The organism is Azospirillum sp. Sh1 (assembly GCF_008365135.1).
Classification (GTDB): Bacteria; Pseudomonadota; Alphaproteobacteria; order Azospirillales; family Azospirillaceae; genus Azospirillum; species Azospirillum oryzae.
On sequence record NZ_VTTK01000003.1, the window covers coordinates 268,369 to 288,039 of the forward strand.

Genomic DNA, 19,671 nt, shown 5'->3' on the forward strand with positions numbered 1-19,671 from the left:
CCATGAGGGTTTATCGACATGAACCACATCGCGCCCGGCGCCCGTGCCGGCATCTATCATTACGACGAGATCGACCGGCAGTTCGTCGCCGAGCGCGTCGAACAGTTCCGCAAACAGGTCGACCGCCGCCTGTCCGGCGAGCTGACGGAGGAGGAGTTCAAGCCGATCCGGCTGATGAACGGCCTCTATCTCCAGCTTCACGCCTACATGCTGCGCATCGCTGTGCCCTATGGCGTGATGTCCGCCACCCAGCTGCGCAAGCTGTCGGCCATCGGGCGCAAGTACGACCGCGGCTATGGCCATTTCACCACCCGCCAGAACCTGCAATACAACTGGATCAAGCTGGAGGACACCCCGGCGATCCTGCATGAGCTGGCCGAGGTGGACATGCACGCGCTGCAGACCAGCGGCAACTGCGTGCGCAACGTCACCACCGACCCGTTCGTCGGCGCCGCCAGGGATGAAGTCGTGGACGGCCGCGTCTATGCCGAGATCCTGCGGCAGTGGACGACGATGCACCCCGAGTTCACCTATCTGCCGCGCAAGTTCAAGATCGCCATCTCCGGCGCCGAGAGCGACCGCGCCGCGGTGCGCATCCACGACGTCGGCCTGCTGGCGCGCCGCAACGACAAGGGCGAACCGGGCTTCTCTTTCTATGTCGGCGGCGGTCTCGGCCGCTCGCCCTTCGTCGGCAAGCTGGTGCGCGAGTGGGTGGCCCAGGAGGATTTCGTCGCCTACCTGGAAGCCATCCTGCGCGTCTACAACCAGTATGGCCGCCGCGACAACATCTATAAGGCCCGCATCAAGATCCTGGTGCACGAGCTGGGGCTGGAGAAGTTCACCCAGGAGGTTGAGGAGGAATTCGCGCGGCTGCGCGGCCCCAAATACCGCCTGGACCCGGAGATCGTCGACGGGATCCGTCAGCACTTCGCCGCGCCGCCCTTCGAGGAGCTGCCCGACCATTCCGAAGCGCTGGAGCGCGCTAGGGCGTCCGACCCGGCCTTCGCCAACTGGCTGGCGGTCAATGTCGCGGAGCACAAGGCGCCGGGATATGCCATCGCCACCATCTCGCTGAAGCCGGCCGGCGGCATCCCCGGCGACGCCACCTGCGACCAGATGGACCTCGTCGCCGATCTGGCCGAACGCCACAGCTTCGGCGAGCTGCGCGTTACCCATGTCCAGAACCTCGTCCTGGCGCATGTGAAGAAGGACGAGCTGTACGACCTGTGGAAGCAGCTGGACGCTGCTGGTCTCGGCAGCGCCAATGCCGGGCTGATCGGCGACATCATCGCCTGCCCGGGGCTGGATTACTGCGCGCTGGCCAATGCCCGCTCGATCCCGCTGGCCCAGGCGATCTCGGCCCGCTTCGCCGATCCGCTCCGCCAGCGCACCATCGGTGAACTCGGCATCAAGATCAGCGGCTGCATCAACGCCTGCGGCCACCACCATGTCGGCGCCATCGGCATCCTCGGCGTCGACAAGAAGGGCACCGAATATTACCAGATCACCGTGGGCGGCGACCCGACGCTGACCACGGCCATCGGCGACATCCTCGGCCCGGCGGTGACCGAGACCGAAGCGGTGGACGCCATCGAGGCGATCGTCGACGTCTATCTCGCCAACCGGTCGGACGAGAGCGAGCGCTTCATCGACACCCTCAAGCGCGTCGGCCATGCCCCGTTCAAGGAGAGAATCTATGCCGCTGATTGAGAATGGGCGCATCGGCGAGGATGCCTGGAGCTTCATCCCCGACGGGGAGCCGGTCCCCAACGACCGCCCGGTCATCATCAGCTTCGAGCGCTGGCAGGCGGAGCGTGACAGCTTCGAGGGCCGCAACGCCCGGCTGGGCGTGCGGCTGAAGAGCGGCACGCTGGCGGGCGCCATCGCCGCCGACCTCGACCGCTTCTCCCTGGTGGCGGTGGAGTTCCCGAAATTCCGCGACGGCCGCGGCTTCTCGACCGCGCGCGAACTGCGGGAGCGCTATGGCTACACCGGCGAGATCCGCGCGGTCGGCCATGTCATCCCCGACCAGTATCTCTATCTGGTCCGCACCGGCTTCAGCTCGGTCGAGGCGCCGGAAGGCACCAACCCGGAGAGCTGGGCCAATGCGCTGACCGAGGTCACCATCGCCTTCCAGCCCAGCCTGGACGACACCGCGCCGCTGTCCCTGCTGCGCCGCAAGCTGAAGGTGGGGTAGGGCGGTTCCGCCGGCATCGGCCGGTGGCCGATCACGAGGATGAAAAGGGGCGCCGGATCCTGACAGGTTCGGCGCCCCTTCGCTTTTTGGCACGGGAATGGTGTGGACAGGCTGCGTCCCCCCATCGCCGGAGGAAACAATTACAAAGAGAAAATACTTTGACTCATATCGTCAGATAACCGCGATTGCGTTTTTATGCAATCGGAAGGAGTTTTCCCCCGGTACAACTTGCGCGGCGAGGCGCTACCCGCCGCTTCAATGTGACGGGGGACATTCCAATGGGTGCAGGAACCGAGGCTGCCGACAAGACCATCTATCTCGGCCTTGCCATGTCCGGGGCGATCTCCGCCGGTGCGTATTCGGCCGGCGTGCTGGATTTTCTGGTGGAAGCACTGGAGGAATGGGAGGCGGCGAAGCGGAGGGACATCGCCAACGGCACCCGAACGGTGCCCCATCACAAGGTGGTCATTGCGGCGATGACCGGTGCGTCGGCGGGGGCGATCACCAGTTCCATCGGTTCGCTGTGCGCCGGCATGGGCGCTCGGCCGCCGAAGGCCGGCGGGCCGAACGACCCCGCTTATGTCGCGCGTGACAAGCCCGGCTCCGCCGGGAAGATTCCCTGGCATGTTCTGCCCGAACTCTATCAAGCCTGGGTGGACGGTCCGGCCTTCGTGAAGAGCGATGCCGATGAGGCCGCGGCAAAGCAGGCGAAAGGCGGGACGCCGTCGATCCCCGGGCTGCTGGACAATGCCGATCTGCCTGCCGGCACCAAGCTGGGCGACGTGTACTCGCTTCTCAACGCCCAGCCGCTGATGAACATCGGACGCAAGGCGCTGGCCGACCTGGAGGTGGCGGCGAGCGCCCCCGATCGTCAGCCGCCGCGTCCCTACATCGCCGAAAATCTGCATGTGCTCCTGACCCAGACCAACACCCGCGGCATCCCTTACAAGATCGAGGTGCGTGGCGGCATGGGCGGGTCGGCCTACGGCATGATGAACCATCTCGATCACGCCCATTTCGTCCTGAAGGGCCTGGGATGCGCGTCATTCGTCAGCCACTGGGCGCAGTCGGACGCGGCCTACAGCTACACCGTCGATTCGAACGCCGGCGGCGCTGCAGCGCGGAACAAGGGCTCGCTGTGGTTCGAGAGCAATGACGGGGAGAAGCCGAAGGATTATACGCAGCCCAACAGCAAGCGGCTGGTCAAGAACACGCTCGCGTCCGGGGCCTTTCCGATCGGTCTCTCGGCCCTGGATCTGGTGACTCCGCTGTCCCACTACGACCAGCGGGCCTGGCCGATGAGCATCCCCCCCGTTCGGTTCAAGGACATCAAGCCCCAGTGGCCGTGGGGGAACGGCTCCTCCGGCAGCGGAATGGTCCTGCAGCCGCCGGATAATTACCGGTTCGCGGCGGTGGACGGCGGCGCCATCAACAACGATCCCTTCGACCTCGCCCGTTATGCGCTGATGGAGAATCCGCCGGAACCGTCGCCGAGCGATGTGGCGGAGGTCAACCGCATCGTCGTGATGATCAGCCCCTTCCCCGAGGCGCCGACCATCGACGGCCTCAACCCGGATGGGAGCGCGAACACCCGGCTGACCAAGATCGTCTCGAAGATGATCGGCATGTTCGTCGAACAGAGCCGCTTCCGCCCCGACGTGCTGATGCGTGCCCTGGACAACACCGGGGCTGACCTGTGGCGTATCTCCCCGTCGCGCTTCGTCGGCACTCAGCCCCAGTCTGCGGCCATCGCCTGCGGCCTGTGGGGCGGCTTCGGCGGCTTCCTCGACATCGAGTTCCGCCGTCACGATTACGAACTGGGCCGCCGCAACTGCCAGCGGTTCCTGCAATCCTGGTTCGGCCTGCCCGACAACAATCCGCACATCGACGCGGTGGGCGAGCCGATCAGCCGGGTGATGAAGACCGACGAGGCCGGCGAGGAAATCCGTTACCCCATCATCCCGCTCTGCGGCACCGCGCTCATCGAGGTGAAGCCCCGCGACTGGCCGACGGTCACGCCTCAGATCTATCAGGGATTCGTGGATGCGGCCATGGCGCGCTACGACCGGCTGGTCGATCTCGGATGGAAGCAGCTTCTGGAATCCCTCAGCACGGCCGAAGCCGCCGTCACCCGGTACAATGTCCTCACCTGGGCCGTGTTCAAAAAGGCGCGATCGAGCACGCTGAAGGCCATCCGGAAATTCACCTTTCCCGATCTGGTCCACCGCGACCAGATCCTGCAGGAAGACCTGCGCCGGGTGCTGGAATGCTGCATGGGCGACAAGCCGTCGCCCTACATCCTGACCATGCGCCTGCTGAAGGTCTTCCCCGACCTGAGAGGCAGCAAGAAGGTCATCTTCGACGTCATGCGCGGTACGGCCTCGCTGCCGACCGACGTCATCGCCGACAACATCTGCCTGCTGCTGACGAACGCGATCGACAAATGCCCGGTCAAGGTGGAGCACGTCGCCGCGCTGTTCGCCAAGGATGCTCCGGTCTACCGTTCGGCGGACAGCGTCCTGGACGAGCTGCGGCTGGCCTACGCCGATATCTCGCCGGATGCCAGGGCCGACGACGTGGCGAAACTCATGGAGAGGTTGCAGGGGTACGGCTACATCGCCATAGAACAATGGACCGGCGTCGGCACCGGCAATCCCAGGAAGGCGGACTGGATCGGGTGGAGCAAGACCACTCCCGCCTACCGCTACGCCTACCGTGACGACGGCGACACGATCGACATCTGATACCGGTATCGGGAAGTTCCGGCTCTCCGACCCAGGTACCTCCCGCGACCGCTGTCCGGCGAAGGCCCGCTCACCAATGGCGCAGCGGGCCGACGTCGACATGGACGAAGTTGCTGTCGGGGTAATAGCCGACACCGCCGCCGCGCAGGCTCAGCGCGGCCCGCTGCAACTGGCGGGTCGACATGTTCGGCACCCGCAGGTCGATGGCCATGCCGCGCATGTGGAAGCTGTTCTGGGCGACGCCGCTGTGGTCGGCCTCGCGCAGCATCGCGTTGGTCTCCGGCGAGCGGTAGCCGGACACGATCTCGATCGGGCCGCGGCGGCCGATCTTGCGGCTCAGCGCATGGACCAGATCCAGCAGCTTCGGGTCGATGGCGTGCACCGAGTTGTTGCGGTGGTCGCGCAGCAGATGGTTGACCGCCCGCATGGCGTCGCGCACATAGCGGCCCTTCGACCAGTATTCGGCGTGGAGCTTCTCGCCGGTGTGCAGGTTCACCAGGGTCAGCACCCGCGGCGGGGCGCGCAGGGAGGCGGCCTCCGCCTCTTCGCCGGTGAACAGGGTTCCCCCGGCCGAGGCTGCCGCCGCCAGTCCCAGGCCGGCGCGCAGAAGATGGCGGCGATCGAGATGACGGCGTTCGGTGGCGTGGCTCTCGCCAGCGCTCGGGCGTGCGGTCGTGATCGACCGGGCGTCCGCATCCTTCATCATTCTTCCTTCATATCCCGTTTTTCCGCTCCGGCGCCCCGGGATCCGTCCTCTGGAGCCCATCGTTCCGGTTACGGCCAAAGTCACACCCCGGCTAAGGTCAAGGCGCGCTGCGGTGCGTTATTCCGAAAGGTGGGACACTTTTAGGATGCCCGTGGCCTTTTCTGTCAAGAAACCATTGCTTAACCGATGCCGGTTTTTCGGTGACTCCAGGGTTTCCGCCTGCTCGGCCGTCGGTGGCCCCAGCAGCCGAGTCGAAGCTGTTCGCGACTCGTTCGCAGGTGGTTCGATTACAGAACCGTAACGTGCGCGACTCGGGGCCATTGCCGTATCATCACCGCCAGAAGCAGGGACGGGCCTATGGCCGCGCCTATGGCCAAGCGTCTGTTTTCCATATTCATCCCGCCGGACCCTGCCGGCGCATCGGCGGGGAGCCATAGCGGCGGGCGGCCGAAACGCATCCCCCGAAAGGGGGTGCGCAAAAGGGGGATTCATTCAGCCTTCGGTAAGGAATGAATCGCATGATTGTCGCGATGTAACCATTTTCACGGCGACAACTTGTCCGTGCCAACCACCATACCGACCGCCTCTACCGTGTCCTTCTTCCGGCCCGACCAACTGGCCGAGGTGCTGGACCGGCACGCCCGCTGGATCAAGGGCCAGCCGGGTGGTGCCCGTGCCAACCTCGCCATGGCCGACCTGGAGGGTGCGGACCTGTCGCAGCGTGACCTGCGCGGCGCACGTCTGGTCGGTGCCCGGCTGGCGCGCGGGCGGCTGAACGGCACCAATCTGGCCGGGGCCGACCTGTTCGGCGTCGATCTGCGCGATGCGGACATCAGCCGCGCCAACCTGATGCAGACCGATCTGCGCGGTGCGCGGCTGCGCGCGGCCGATTTCTCCAACGCCAACCTGAAGGGCGCCGACCTGCGCGCCGGCACGCTGGAGCCGGGCGGCACTGCGCGGCGCGGTGCCGGGCCCGATGCGCAGGACGCCGAAAGCGCCCGCCAGATCCACAAGGCGGCCCTGGCCCGCCTGCAGAACGGCCTGACGGCGGAAGGCGGCATTCCCACCGACCTGACCGGCGCGGTGCTGCGCGGCGCCAACCTTGCGGACGCCGACCTCAGCGGCGCGATGCTGCAGAACGCCGACCTGTCGGGGGCGGTGCTGAACGGGGCGGACCTGACGGGGGCTCGGCTGAACGGCGCCAACCTGTCGGGCGCGGCGCTGGACGGCACCCGCTTCGACAAGGCCGACATGGTCGGCACGCGGATGGCCGACTGCGACCTGTCCTCCACCCGGATCGCCACCGCGCAGATGACCCGCCCCATCGACAGCATGGGGTCGGAGATCCAGCGCGCCATCTTCGACCATGAACGCTGGATCGACAGCTTCGGCCAGCGCGGCCAGAGGGCCGACCTCGACGGCACCGACCTCAGCCGCGCCGACCTGCGCAACGTCAACCTCAGCGCCGCAAGCTTGCGTGGGGCGAACCTGTCGGCGGCGGCGCTGACCGGCGCGCGGCTGATGATGACCGACCTGTCCGGCGCCAACCTGGAGGGCGCCAACCTGATGGGCGCCGACCTGTCGGGCGCCAACCTCAGCTATGCCGTGCTGACCGGCGCCGACCTGACGCGGGTGCGGCTGGGTCCGGCGGCGATCAAGGATCCTTCGGGCCGACCCACCGGCCGTTCCTGGGCCGCCAACCTGATGGGGGCAGACCTGCGCGGCGCCCTGATGGTCGGCACCTGTCTGGTGCAGGCCAACCTGTCCGACGCGAATCTCGACAGCGCCGAAATGGACGGCGCCGACCTCGCCGGCGCCAAGCTGCAGCGCGCGATGCTTCCCGGACGCCCGCCCCGCCGGGGGTGAGGCAAAGCCCTACGGCAGCCTGTCCTTACGGCAGCCTGCCCCTACGGCAGCCTGATGGTCACCGCGGTGCCGACGCCGGGGCTGCTGTCCAGGGTCAGGGTGCCGCCATGGGCCTCGATGAAACGGCGGGCCAGCGGCAGGCCCAGGCCGGTGCCGGCCTCTGCCTTGGTCAGGTAATTGTGGACCTGACGGAACGGCTCCATCGCGATCAGCAATTCGTCCGCGGTCATGCCGACGCCGGTGTCGGCGATCACGATGACCGCGCCCGTGCCGCCGGGACCGGGGGCCGCCTCAACCCGCACGGCGCCGCCCGGCGGGGTGAACTTTATGGCGTTGGAGAGGACGTTCAGCACCGCCTGACGCAGGCGCACGCCGTCCACGGTGACCCGCAGGTTCTTCGCGATGGCGCCGCCGGTCAAGGTCACGCCCTTGCGCAGGGCCAGCGCCTCCACCAGCCCCAGGCAGTCGTCCAGCAGCTCGTCCAGCGCGACGTTGGCCGGGTACAGCTCCAGCCGGCCGGCTTCGATCTTGGCCATGTCCAGCAATTCGTTGACGAGGTCCAGCAGGTGGCGGCCGGACTGGTGGATCGCCGACAGATATTCGACATGCTTGGGCGGGGCTGGGCCGAAGATGCCGGACATCAGCGCCTCGGCGAAGCCGATGATGGCGTTCAGCGGGGTTCGCAACTCGTGGCTCATGTTGGCCAGGAAATCGCTTTTGGCCCGGTTGGCCGCCTCGGCATGCTCCTTCTCCGATTCCAGCCGGCGGCGCTGTTCGATCAGCACCGCCTCGCGGGCGCGGCGAACCTCCTCCTCGGCGCTGCGGCGGCGGCGGTAGGCGCGCGACACCAGCAGGGCCAGCATCAGCGTCGCCGCGCAGGCCAGGGCGCCGCCGCCGACCACCGTCATCCGGGTCGCGTTCAGCTGTCTCTGCACGATGTCGGAGGGCACGCCCAGCACCACCGACCAGCCGGTTTCCGGGGAGCGGTGGATGACGGAATTGACCTCCACCCCGTCCCTGGTCCGCCCGAGGAACATGTCGTTGCTGCCGGTCCGGATCCGCGCTTCCAGGTCCGCAAAGACTTTTTGGCCCAGATAGGCGGCGGCATCGCGCGAGCGGGCGGCGATCAGCATGGTCGGGTCGATCACCGCGACCGTCCAGTCCGGCGGAGTGTCGCGGGTTCGCAGCGCGCCGCTCAGCCCTTCCAGCCCGACAGCCAGCGACAGGACATAGCGCACCCGTTCGCCTTGGCGCACCGGGTCGAACCGCATGATCGGCGCGCGCAGGATCAGCGACGGACGGCCCGGCGGCCCTCCGGGCGGCAGCACGCCGCCGATCACCGCCCGGCGGCTTTCGATGACATGACGGGTGATCTCGTCCAGCCGCGGCGGCGGCAGGGGCTGGACCCCCAGCGGGTAATGGGTGTGGAAGACGAAGCGGCCGGTGTCGGCGTCGATCAGCCCCATCGCCAGCCAACCGGGCTGGCTGTGGGTGGCGGTGGTCGTCTCCTGATACAGGGTGCGCAGGTCGTCGACGTTGGGCTGCAGCAGCGATGCCAGCAGTTCCAGCGGCCGCAACTGGCTCGCCAATTCGCGATCGATCGCCAGCGACAGCGATTGCGCCACCGATTGCAGCGCATCCTCCGTCTCCGCCCGCTCGCGCATGTCCAGCTGCCAGATCATAACGGCGCCGAACAGCAGCAGCGGCGCGATCACGGCAAGGCCGATGGCTAGGAAGGAACTGGGCAACCGAATGCGCAACCGCCGATGCTCCGAACCGCAGGGAAGAACCACCGGAGTGGCAGGGCAGAGTAGTACGTGATCCGTACCGGCTCCAGTGACGACCGCGGTCCTACCGGGTTTCCCCCAATCGCCGGGCGGCGATCGGCAGGCGGCGATCAGGAGGCGCCGGACAGCAGCCGGGTCAATTCAACCGCTGTCTTCACCCGCATCTTCTCGAACACATGGCTGCGGTGGACCTCCACCGTCCGCATGCTGATGCCCAGCTCGTCGGCGATGACCTTGTTCAGCCGCCCGGCGACGACCAGTTCCATCACCTGCCGCTCGCGCTGGGTCAGGGTGGACAGCCGGGCCGCCAGCCCCGCCTGTCCCGCCTCGCGCTCGCGCTGTTCGGCGTCGGCGGCCAGCGCCTCGATCACCCGGTCGACCAGTTCGTTGTCGTTGAAGGGCTTTTCCACGAAATCGCGGGCTCCCTTCTTCAGGGCGCCGACGGCGATCGGCACGTCGCCGTGGCCGGTCAGGAAGATCACCGGCATGCGGCAACCCTTGGCGAGCAGCCGGTCGAACAGCTCCAACCCGCTCATGCCCTCCATGCGGATGTCCAGCAGCAGACAGCCGGCGGTGTCCGGCCGCCACGCCTCCAGAAAGGCTTCGGCGGACGGCCAGCCGGCCACCGGGACGTTGCGCGACTGGAACAGCCAGCCGAGCGCGTCGCGGATGGCCTCGTCGTCGTCGACGATGTGGAGCGTGGTCATTCGGCGGCCTCGGCAGTGTGATCGGGAGCGTTGTTGGGGGAAGCGTGGCCGGCAAGACGGTTCGGGACCGGGGCATGAACGGGCAGGGTGAACAGGAAGCGCGCCCCGGCGGGAGCCGCCTCCGCGCCGTCCACGTCCGCCACCGCCTCGAACCACAGCCGGCCGCGGTGGTGCTCGACGATGGAGCGGCAGATGTTCAGGCCCATGCCCATACCTTCGCGCTTGGTGGTGAAGAAAGGGGAAAACAGCCGGTCGGCGACATCCGGTGCGATTCCGCAGCCATGGTCGCGGATCTCCGTCAGCAGCACGCGGCCGTCCCCGTCCCCGGCCTGTCCGCCGTCATCGCCGCCGGCCAGACGGACGGTGACGGTCAGTCGGCGGTCGGCGCGCGGGGTGCGGGCCATCGCCTCGATCCCGTTGCGCATCAGGTTCAGCACCACCTGCTGCAGCAGGATGCGGTCGCCGGTGACCGGCGGCAGATCGGGCGGGGCGTCCAACTCCACCCGCACGCCCAGCCGCGCCGCATCGCTGCCGGCCAGCCCGACGCAATCCTCCAGCACGCGGGCGAGCGAGCAGGGGGCGACTTTCGGATCGCGCTTGCGCACGAAATCATGGATGCGGCGCACCACCAGCCCGGCGCGCTTGGCCTGGGCCGCCAGCTTCTCCAGCGCCGCCGCCACCTCTTCGGTGTCGCAGCGGTCGGAGCGCAGGCGGTTGAGGCAGCCGGTGCAATAGCTGGCGATGGCCGACAGCGGCTGGTTCAGCTCATGCGCCAGGGTGGAGGCCATCTCGCCCATGGTGATCAGGCGCGAGGTCTGCTGCAGCCGCTCCTGCTGCTGGCGGGCCAGTTCCTCGGCGCGCTTGCGCTCGGTGATGTCGAGGACGGAGCCCATCCAGCCGGTCTGGCGCCCGTTGGCGTCGATCAGCGGCGCCTCGTAGATCAGGGCGTCGAAGCGCTCGCCGTTGGGGCGCTGGAACCGCATCTCCAGCCCGTTCTCCGGCGCGCGGCCGGCCAGCACGTCCTGAAAGGCGGCCTCGGCCTGGTCGATCTCCTCCGGCAGCCAGTAGGGGGCAGGCGGGCCGCGTCCGATCAGGTCCTCGGCCTCCAGTCCGACCATCTTGCAGAAGGCCGGATTGACGTAGGTGATCCGCCCCTCCAGGTCGCGGGCACGCATGCCCACGGTCAGGCTGTCTTCCATCGCCTTGCGGAAGGCGTGCTCCTCGCGCAGCGCCTCCTCGGCGCGCAGGCGGCCGGCGATGTGGCGGCGCAGCGACCACAGGCTCCACATCGCCGATCCTGTCAGCGCGAAGATCGCCGCCACCAGCACGGTGCGCATGACGTTCGAATCGCTGGGATAGGCGGTGGCGACCAGCGCCAGCCCGTGGCCGGGCGGGTCGAACGGGATGACGTGGCTGCGCGTCGGGTCCGGTGCCGGGCCGGCCATCGACCCCGGCACCGACATGCGGGACTTCGACCCCAGCACCGTCCCCCTCGCGTCGATCACCTCCAACTGGTAGCGCTGGGCGAACCACCAGGGGACATGGTGGGTCAGCATCGCCTCGAACGAGAAGGCGCCGACAAGCGCGCCGGCGAACTTGCCGTCGCGGAACAGCGGGAAGGCGACGTCGAAGCCGTGGTTGCCTGCATCGACCCGATAGGGCGCGCTGTGGGCGCGAAGGCCGGAGGAGCGGGCGATGCGCACGGCGTCGATCCGGTTCAGTTCGCCCAGTCGGCTGTCGTCCCCGTCCGCATTTTCCCCGGCCGTCGCGCCGTTCCCCGGCAGCGGCGGTTCCGCCAGTTGCGTGCGCCCCTGGGCGTCCAGCCACAGCACCCGTTCGATCGCCGGGTTGGTATTCACCACCAGCCGGGCCATTGCGGCGAACTGCCGCATATCGACCTCGGTCCGGCCCAGCGTCTCCGCCAGCCGCTCCAGCTTGTCCTCGTCGGAGGCGAGCTGGAAGTGCAGGTTCTGCTCCGCCCACAGCGCGTCCTTGATCAGCGCCAGCGCCTGCTCGTCGCGTTCGTTGCGCTGAAGCAGCCACAGGAAGGCGCCCAGCAGCACCACGACCAGCACCATCGCCACCACCGGCATGGCGTGCGGCACCGCCCGCCCGAAATTGGTCGAGGGGGGGCGGGCGGGGGAGGGGGAGGTGCCGGTGCGGAGCGGGTTCGACATTGGAATGGACACGAAAGTGTGGCGGCGGGGGATGGCGGGACCGGACGAAAGTGGGATAGGCCGACTCTGCGGATATCCACAATAGCCGCAATTCGTCCGATCATGAACAATGCGCAACAAGTACGGGGCGGAACATTCAGCTCTGTCGACAATCAACACCGGAAGGGGGACGCACCCATGAAATTCGTGAAGCTCCTGTGCGCGGCTGCGGTCGGCTGCATGATGGCGGCGCCGACGGCCATTTCGACGGCCTGGGCCCAGGACCAGATCGTCATCAAGTTCAGCCACGTCGTCGCGCCGGAGACGCCGAAGGGCAAGGGTGCCGAGAAGTTCAAGGAACTGGCCGAGAAGCTGACGGCCGGCAAGGTGAAGGTCGAGGTCTATCCGAACAGCCAGCTCTACAAGGACAAGGAAGAGCTTGAGGCGCTGCAGCTGGGCGCGGTGCAGATGCTGGCCCCGTCGCTGGCGAAGTTCGGCCCGCTGGGCGCCAAGGAATTCGAGGTCTTCGATCTTCCCTACATCTTCCCCAGCAAGGAAGTGCTCCAGCGCGTCACCAAGGGCGAGATCGGCAAGAAGCTGTTCCAGAAGCTGGAGTCCAAGGGCATCATCGGGCTGGCCTATTGGGACAACGGCTTCAAGATCATGAGCGCCAACAAGCCGCTCATCAAGCCGGAGGACGTGAAGGGCCTGAAGATGCGCATCCAGTCGTCCAAGGTTCTGGACGCCCAGATGCGCGCGCTCGGCGCCCTGCCGCAGGTGATGGCCTTCTCCGAAGTGTACCAGGCGCTGCAGACCGGCGTCGTCGACGGCACCGAGAACCCGCCGTCGAACATGTACACCCAGAAGATGCACGAGGTGCAGAAGAACGCCACCCTGACCGACCATGGCTATCTCGGCTATGCGGTCATCGTGAACAAGAAGTTCTGGGACGGCCTGCCCGCCGACCTCCGCGGCAAGCTGGAAGAGGCGATGAAGGAGGCGACCGACTACGCCAACGACATCGCCCAGAACGAGAACGACGTCGCGCTGGCCCAGATGAAGGCGTCGGGCAAGACCGAGTTCCACACCCAGACCAAGGAAGAGCGCGAGGCCTGGATCAAGGCTCTGAAGCCGGTCCACAAGGACGCCGAATCCCGCGTCGGCAAGGACCTGATCGAAGCGATCTACAAGGAAGCCGCCGCGGCCGGGTTCAAGATGTAAGGACTTGCGAGCGGGCGGCGTCTTCCCGTCGGAAGGCGCCGCCCGTTCCAACGCGACTTCCACCTTATTCGGCCGTCATTCCCGCAAAGGCGGGAATCCAGCCTTTCCGGTGCTTTCGCTGCGGCGCCTGCCTGGATCCCCGCCTTCGCGGGGATGACGGCCAGACGGACGCCGTGTGTTTTGCGGCGCCTCTCCAGCGCACCAGACCATCTCCGCCGACCGGGAGATCCCCCGACATGTTCATGAAACTGCTCAACCGCCTTGAGGAGACGCTGATCGCGTCGCTCATGGCCGGGGCGACGCTCATCATCTTCGCGGCCGTCCTCCACCGATATCTCTCCGGCGTGCCCTACATCCAGGACTACGTCATCCACTGGAATTTGGCCTGGGCCCAGGAACTGTGCATCTACATGTTCGTGTGGATGGCCAAGTTCGGCGCGGCCTACGGCGTGCGCACCGGCATCCATGTCGGCGTGGACGTGGTGATCAACCGGCTGCAGCCGGATATCCGCGGCCGCTTCGTCATCTTCGGCCTGCTGGCCGGCGCCCTGTTCACCGGCGTCGTCGGCACGCTGGGCGCCACCTTCGTCTACCACATGTCGGAGACCGAACAGACCTCGGCCGACCTGGAATGGCCGATGTGGATCATCTATCTGGCGATCCCGCTCGGCTCCTACCTGATGTGCTTCCGCTTCCTTCAGGTCGCCTGGACCTTCATCCGGACCGGCGAACTGCCCCACCACGATCATGCCCAGGTCGACGGCATCGACCCGGTCGAAGCCGCCAATGAAGGAGGCCCGGCGTGAACGCGCTCATCATCTTCGGGCTGCTGCTGGCCCTCATGCTCACCGGCATGCCGATCTCCATCTCGCTCGGCCTGACGGTTCTGTCCTTCCTCTTCGTGATGACCGACGTGCCGATCGCGGCGGTGGCGCTGAAGCTGTTCACCGGCATCGAGAAGTTCGAGATCATGGCGATCCCGTTCTTCATCCTGGCAGGCAACTTCCTGACCCACGGCGGCGTCGCCCGGCGCATGATCAACTTCGCCACCTCGATGGTCGGGCACTGGCACGGCGGCCTCGGTCTGGCCGGCGTCCTCGCCTGCGCCCTGTTCGCGGCGGTGTCGGGCTCCAGCCCGGCAACGGTCGTGGCCATCGGCTCCATCATCCTGCCGGCGATGGTCAATCAGGGCTTTCCGAAGAATTTCGGCGCCGGCATCGTCACCACCTCCGGCGCGCTGGGCATCCTGATCCCGCCGTCGATCGTGATGGTGATGTACTGCGTCGCCACCACCGGCCATCCGCAGGCGCCCTCCATCGGCCAGATGTTCCTGGCCGGCGTGGTGCCGGGCCTGATGCTGGCCGCCTTCCTCGGCTTCACCACCTGGTTCCGCGCCCGCAAGTTCGGCTATCCGCGCCTGCCCAAGGCGTCGGCCGGCCAGCGCTGGCACGCCTTCCGCGAGAGCTTCTGGGGCCTGCTGCTGATCGTCGTCGTGATGGGCGGCATCTACACCGGCGTCTTCACCCCGACGGAAGCGGCGGCGATGGCGGCGGTCTATGCCTTCGTCGTCGCGGTTTTCGTCTACCGTGACATGCCGCTCAGCCGGGTGCCGAAGGTGCTGCTGGACAGCGCCAGCATGTCGGCGATGCTGCTCTACATCATCACCAACGCCGTCCTCTTCTCCTTCGTCATGACGTCGGAGCAGATCCCGCAGGCGATGGCGGCCTGGATCCAGAGCCAGCATCTGGGCGTGTGGGTCTTCCTGCTGGTGGTGAACATCGTGCTGCTGGCCGCCGGCAACTTCATGGAGCCGTCGTCCATCGTCCTGATCATGGCGCCGATCCTGTTCCCGGTGGCGATGTCGCTGGGCATCGACCCGGTGCATTTCGGCATCCTGATCATCGTGAACATGGAGGTCGGCATGTGCCACCCGCCGGTGGGCCTCAACCTCTACGTCGCGTCGGGCATCACCAAGATGGGCATCACCGAACTGACGGTGGCGGTGTGGCCGTGGCTGCTGACGATGCTGATCTTCCTCGGTCTCGTCACCTATGTGCCGGCGATCTCGCTGTGGTTCCCGCGCCTGATCGGGGCCATGTGAAGCAGTAGGAACAAAGCCACAAGTCGTCAGGGGATTTTCTCGCTGAGTCGGCAGGGGCCGCGAAGTCCGGAACGGGACCTCGCGGCCCCTTCGCGTGTCCGGCCCTTCATTATTGTACCCATACATTGTTGTGCATTGAAGCGGGCGCGCGGCCGGGCCTAAACTTCCACCGTCTCCCGCCGCCAGCCAGACCAGAGGTTAGCCTTGCCGGCCCAGTTCCTCCCCACCGCCTGTCCGCACGACTGCCCCAGCACCTGCGCGCTGGAGGTGGAGCGTCTCGCCCCCGACCGCATCGGCAAGGTGCGCGGCGCGGCGGAGAACAGCTACACCGCCGGCGTCATCTGCGCGAAGGTCAGCCGCTATGCCGAGCGGGTGCATTCCCCCGACCGGCTGAAGACTCCCCTGCTGCGCAGCGGCCCCAAGGGCTCCGGCCAGTGGACGGAGATCGGCTGGGACGAGGCGCTGGACCGCATCGCCGATGCCTTCCTGACCGCCGAGCGCACCCACGGCCCCGAAGCCGTCTGGCCCTATTTCTACGCCGGCACCATGGGTCTGGTGCAGCGCGGCGCCATCCAGCGCCTGCGCCATGCCAAGGGCTATTCCCGCCAGACCAGCACGGTGTGCGACACGCCGGCCAACATGGGCTGGCTCGCCGGCTATGGCGACATCCGCGGCGCCGACCCGCGCGAGATGGCGGAGAGCGACCTGATCGTCAACTGGGGCGGCAACCCGGTGGCGACCCAGGTCAACGTCATGACCCATGTCAGCCGCGCCCGGAAGGGCCGCGGCGCCAAGCTGGTCACCATCGACCCCTACCGCACCGGCACCGCCGAGGTCTCCGACCTGCACCTGATGCTGCGGCCGGGCACCGACGGGGCGCTGGCCTGCGCGGTGATGCATGTGCTGTTCCGTGACGGCTACGCCGACCGCGCCTATCTCGCCCGCCTCGCCGCCGGCACCGACCGGCTGGAGGCCCATCTCGCCACCCGCACCCCGGAATGGGCGGCCGGGATCACCGGCCTGACGGTGGCGGAGATCGAGGAGTTTGCCCGCCTCTACGGCACGACCAAGCGGTCCTACCTGCGCATCGGCTACGGCCTGTCGCGCGCCCACAACGGCGCGGCCCAGGTCCATGCCGTGTCCTGCCTGCCGGTCGTCACCGGCGCGTGGCAGCACAAGGGCGGCGGCGCGCTCTATTGCTCGTCCGGCATCTACAAGCTCGACAAGACCCTGTCGGAAGGGCTGGATCGCCTCGACACCGGGGTCCGCAGTTTCGACCAGTCGCGCATCGGCGCCGTGCTGACCGGCGACCCGCGCGACCTGACCAGCGGCCCGCCGGTGACGGCGATGCTGATCCAGAACACCAACCCGGTGACGATCTGCCCCGATTCCAACCGCGTCCGCCAGGGCTTCCTGCGCGAGGATCTGTTCGTCGCGGTGCATGAGCAGTTCATGACCGACACGGCCAAGCTGGCCGATCTGGTGATCCCCGCCACCACCTTCCTGGAGCATGACGACATCTACCGCGGCGGCGGCCAGATGCACATCCTGATCGGTCGCAAGGTGATCGAACCGCAGTTCGAGGCGCGCGAGAACCACTGGGTGATCTCCGAAATCGCCCGCCGCGTCGGCGCCGAGCATCCCGGCTTCGGCATGTCCGCGCTGGAGATCATCGACGCCATGCTGAAGGCCTCCAACCTGGGCGACGCGGCGACGCTGACCGAGAACCGCTGGATCGACGCCCAGCCCGATTTCGAGACCTCGCACTTCCTCAACGGCTTCGCCCACCCCGATGACAAGTTCCGCTTCGCCCCCGATTGGGCGGCGCTCGGTCCCTATGGCGGCATGCCGGAACTGCCCGACCACATGCCCCCCGGCCGTGATGCCGACGCCGAGCACCCGTTCCGTCTGGTGACTGCTCCGGCCCGCCAGTTCCTGAACACCTCCTTCACCGAGACGCTGACCGCCCAGAAGCGCGAAGGCCGTCCCACCGCGCTGATCCACCCCGACGACGCGACGGGGCTTGGCTTCGCCGACGGTGACGCGGTGCGGCTGGGCAATCCGCAGGGCAGCGTGGTCGTCCATGCCAAGCCCTTCGCCGGCGTGCCGCGCGGCGTGGTGATCGTCGAGGGCATCTGGCCCAACAGCGCCTTCGTCGAGGGCATCGGCATCAACAGCCTGACCTCGCCGGAGCCGGTCCCGCCGGCGGGAGGTGCTGCGTTCCACGACACGGCGGTGTGGATGCGGGCGGCGTAAGCCGCCCCACATCCCACCCCTGCCCATACCCACCCGTGCGCCGCGCGCCCATCTCTGCTATGGCTGTGCCCCCATCCCAGCGACCGTGCAGCACCGCCATGACCGAGTCCGCCGCCTTCCTCAACGTCGCCAACTCCCTGTCCGGCAAGCGCTGGCAGGCGCGGCCCTGCGACGAGCGGCAGGCGCAGGCTCTCACCCAGGGGCGCGGGCTGCCGGAGATCGTCGGCCGGGTGCTGGCCGCCCGCGGTGTCACCGACGACACCTGCGACACCTTCCTCAACCCGACGCTGAAGGCGCTGCTGCCCGACCCTTCGCGTTTCCGTGACATGGACCCGGCGGCCGAGCGCATCGCCCGCGCCATCCGCGACGGCGAACCGGTGGCGGTCTTCGGCGACTACGACGTCGACGGCGCCACCTCCGCCGCGCTGCTGCGCCGGTTCTTCCGCTCGCTCGGCGCCGACATCCGCGTCTATGTCCCCGACCGCATCACCGAAGGCTACGGCCCGAACGCCGCGGCGCTGCTGCGTCTGAAAGGGGAGGGAGTGCGGCTGGTGGTAACGGTCGATTGCGGCATCTCCGCCTTCGCGGCGCTGGAGGCGGCGGCCGACGCCGGGCTGGAGGTCGTCGTGCTCGACCACCACGCCGCCGAACCACGCCTGCCGCCCGCCGTCGCCCTGGTCAACCCCAACCGGCTGGACGAGGACGGCGCCTATCGAACGCTCTGCGCCGCCGGCGTGACCTTCATCACCATCGTCGCCGTCAACCGCGCGCTCCGCCAGTCCGGCTTCTACCGCGACCGGGCCGAGCCCAACTTGATGGAATGGCTCGACCTCGTCGCGCTCGGCACGGTGTGCGACGTGGTTCCGCTGACCGGTCTCAACCGCGCGCTGGTGGCGCAGGGGCTGAAGGTGATGGCGCGGCGTGCCAACCCCGGCCTCGCCGCCCTGTCCGACGTGGCGGGGGTGAAGGAAAAGCCGGACGCCTACCATGCCGGCTATGTCCTCGGCCCCCGCGTGAATGCCGGCGGCCGGGTGGGCGCATCCGACCTCGGCGCCCGCCTGCTCTCCACCGACGACCCCATCGAGGCGATGGAACTCGCCCAGCGTCTGGAAGGCCACAACGCCGAACGGCGCACCATCGAGCAGGCGGTCTTGGACGAGGCGCTGGAGCGTGTCGGCGCCGAGGCCGGACGCGAGACCGATCTGGTCTTCGTCACCGGCGTCGGCTGGCATCCCGGCGTCATCGGCATCGTCGCCGCCCGCCTGAAGGAGCGTTACAGCCGCCCGGCCTGCGTCGTCGCTCTGGAGGAAACCGCCGACGGCACCGTGATCGGCAAGGCGTCGGGCCGTTCCGTCCGCGGCGTCGACCTGGGTTCCGCGGTGATCGCCGCCCGGCAGGAGGGGCTTCTGCTGGCCGGCGGCGGCCACCGCATGGCGGCGGGCTTTACCGTGGCCGGCGACAAGATCGACGCTCTGCGCGACTTCCTGCACTGCCGCATCTCCGAACAGGTGGCATCCGCCCCGCTGGTGCCGACGCTGGAACTGGACGGCGCCCTGTCGGTCGGCGGCGCCAGCATCGGGCTGGTGACGATGCTCGACAAGCTCGGCCCCTACGGCACCGGCAACTCCGAACCGCGCTTCGCCATCGCCGACGCCCGCGTCGTGCGCGCCGACGTGGTGGGGGCCAACCATGTCCGCTGCATCCTGCAGGGCAACGACGGCGCCCGGCTGAAGGCCATCGCCTTCCGTGCGCTCGACAGCGACATGGGGCAGGCGCTGCTGACCGGCCGCGGCACCCCTTTCCACCTCGCCGGCGTGCTGCGCATCGACCGCTGGAACGGGTCGGAAGGCGTGCAGTTGCTGATCGACGACGCGGCGCCTGCGCGCTCCGCCTGACCGCCTGCAGGACGCCGGGCGGGCAGGGCGCAAAA

At 68.0% G+C, this 19,671-nt stretch carries 13 protein-coding genes; 9 read left to right on the plus strand and 4 right to left on the minus strand.

Annotated elements, in window-relative coordinates; translation table 11 throughout:
* Positions 1–18 precede the first annotated feature (18 nt).
* The 3 genes from FZ029_RS05765 to FZ029_RS05775 all read left to right on the plus strand — a co-directional run bounded on the left by FZ029_RS05765 (position 19) and on the right by FZ029_RS05775 (position 4,941).
* A complete protein-coding gene (locus tag FZ029_RS05765; protein ID WP_149268359.1) occupies positions 19–1,710 on the plus strand; it encodes a nitrite/sulfite reductase in 1,692 nt (563 codons plus the stop codon).
* Positions 1,697–2,197, plus strand: a complete 501-nt coding sequence (locus tag FZ029_RS05770; protein ID WP_149197354.1) for a DUF934 domain-containing protein — start codon at positions 1,697–1,699, stop codon at positions 2,195–2,197. Before FZ029_RS05765 ends, FZ029_RS05770 begins: the two co-directional genes overlap by 14 nt.
* A gap of 278 nt (positions 2,198–2,475) precedes the next feature.
* The gene (locus FZ029_RS05775) at positions 2,476–4,941 is read left to right on the plus strand and encodes a hypothetical protein (RefSeq protein WP_149268360.1); all 2,466 of its coding nucleotides are present in this window, start codon (positions 2,476–2,478) and stop codon (positions 4,939–4,941) included.
* A gap of 70 nt (positions 4,942–5,011) precedes the next feature.
* On the opposite strand, the gene FZ029_RS05780 is transcribed toward FZ029_RS05775, so the two are convergent.
* Entirely contained in the window at positions 5,012–5,647 is a 636-nt protein-coding gene (locus tag FZ029_RS05780) for a DUF882 domain-containing protein (RefSeq protein ID WP_247892158.1), read from the minus strand.
* Between the two features lie 561 nt (positions 5,648–6,208).
* Here FZ029_RS05780 and FZ029_RS05785 point away from each other — a divergent pair.
* Positions 6,209–7,513 (plus strand): pentapeptide repeat-containing protein, encoded by a 1,305-nt coding sequence (locus tag FZ029_RS05785; protein WP_149268361.1) that lies wholly within the window; start codon positions 6,209–6,211, stop codon positions 7,511–7,513.
* Between the two features lie 41 nt (positions 7,514–7,554).
* Here the strand turns inward: FZ029_RS05785 and FZ029_RS05790 are convergent, their stop codons facing one another.
* The 3 genes from FZ029_RS05790 to FZ029_RS05800 form a co-directional block, all read right to left on the minus strand.
* Positions 7,555–9,273, minus strand: a complete 1,719-nt coding sequence (locus FZ029_RS05790) for a sensor histidine kinase (RefSeq protein WP_149268362.1) — start codon at positions 9,271–9,273, stop codon at positions 7,555–7,557.
* Between the two features lie 137 nt (positions 9,274–9,410).
* A complete protein-coding gene (locus tag FZ029_RS05795) occupies positions 9,411–10,007 on the minus strand; it encodes a response regulator (protein ID WP_149268363.1) in 597 nt (198 codons plus the stop codon).
* Positions 10,004–12,184 (minus strand): PAS domain S-box protein, encoded by a 2,181-nt coding sequence (locus FZ029_RS05800; RefSeq protein WP_149268364.1) that lies wholly within the window; start codon positions 12,182–12,184, stop codon positions 10,004–10,006. Before FZ029_RS05800 ends, FZ029_RS05795 begins: the two co-directional genes overlap by 4 nt.
* Positions 12,185–12,361: 177 nt before the next feature.
* On the opposite strand from FZ029_RS05800, the gene FZ029_RS05805 reads away from it, so the two are divergent.
* From FZ029_RS05805 to recJ, 5 genes are all read left to right on the plus strand, one after another.
* Positions 12,362–13,384 (plus strand): TRAP transporter substrate-binding protein, encoded by a 1,023-nt coding sequence (locus tag FZ029_RS05805; RefSeq protein WP_149268365.1) that lies wholly within the window; start codon positions 12,362–12,364, stop codon positions 13,382–13,384.
* Between the two features lie 236 nt (positions 13,385–13,620).
* A complete protein-coding gene (locus tag FZ029_RS05815; protein WP_211104096.1) occupies positions 13,621–14,190 on the plus strand; it encodes a TRAP transporter small permease in 570 nt (189 codons plus the stop codon).
* A complete protein-coding gene (locus tag FZ029_RS05820) occupies positions 14,187–15,485 on the plus strand; it encodes a TRAP transporter large permease subunit (protein ID WP_149268367.1) in 1,299 nt (432 codons plus the stop codon). The genes FZ029_RS05815 and FZ029_RS05820 overlap by 4 nt, the downstream gene beginning before the upstream one ends.
* Before the next feature lie 204 nt (positions 15,486–15,689).
* Complete coding sequence (locus FZ029_RS05825) at positions 15,690–17,741, plus strand: molybdopterin oxidoreductase family protein (protein ID WP_149268368.1); 2,052 nt, start codon at positions 15,690–15,692, stop codon at positions 17,739–17,741.
* Positions 17,742–17,839: 98 nt separating this feature from the next.
* Positions 17,840–19,636, plus strand: coding sequence for a single-stranded-DNA-specific exonuclease RecJ (gene recJ / locus FZ029_RS05830; protein ID WP_149268369.1), 1,797 nt, complete (start codon positions 17,840–17,842; stop codon positions 19,634–19,636).
* Positions 19,637–19,671 lie beyond the last annotated feature (35 nt).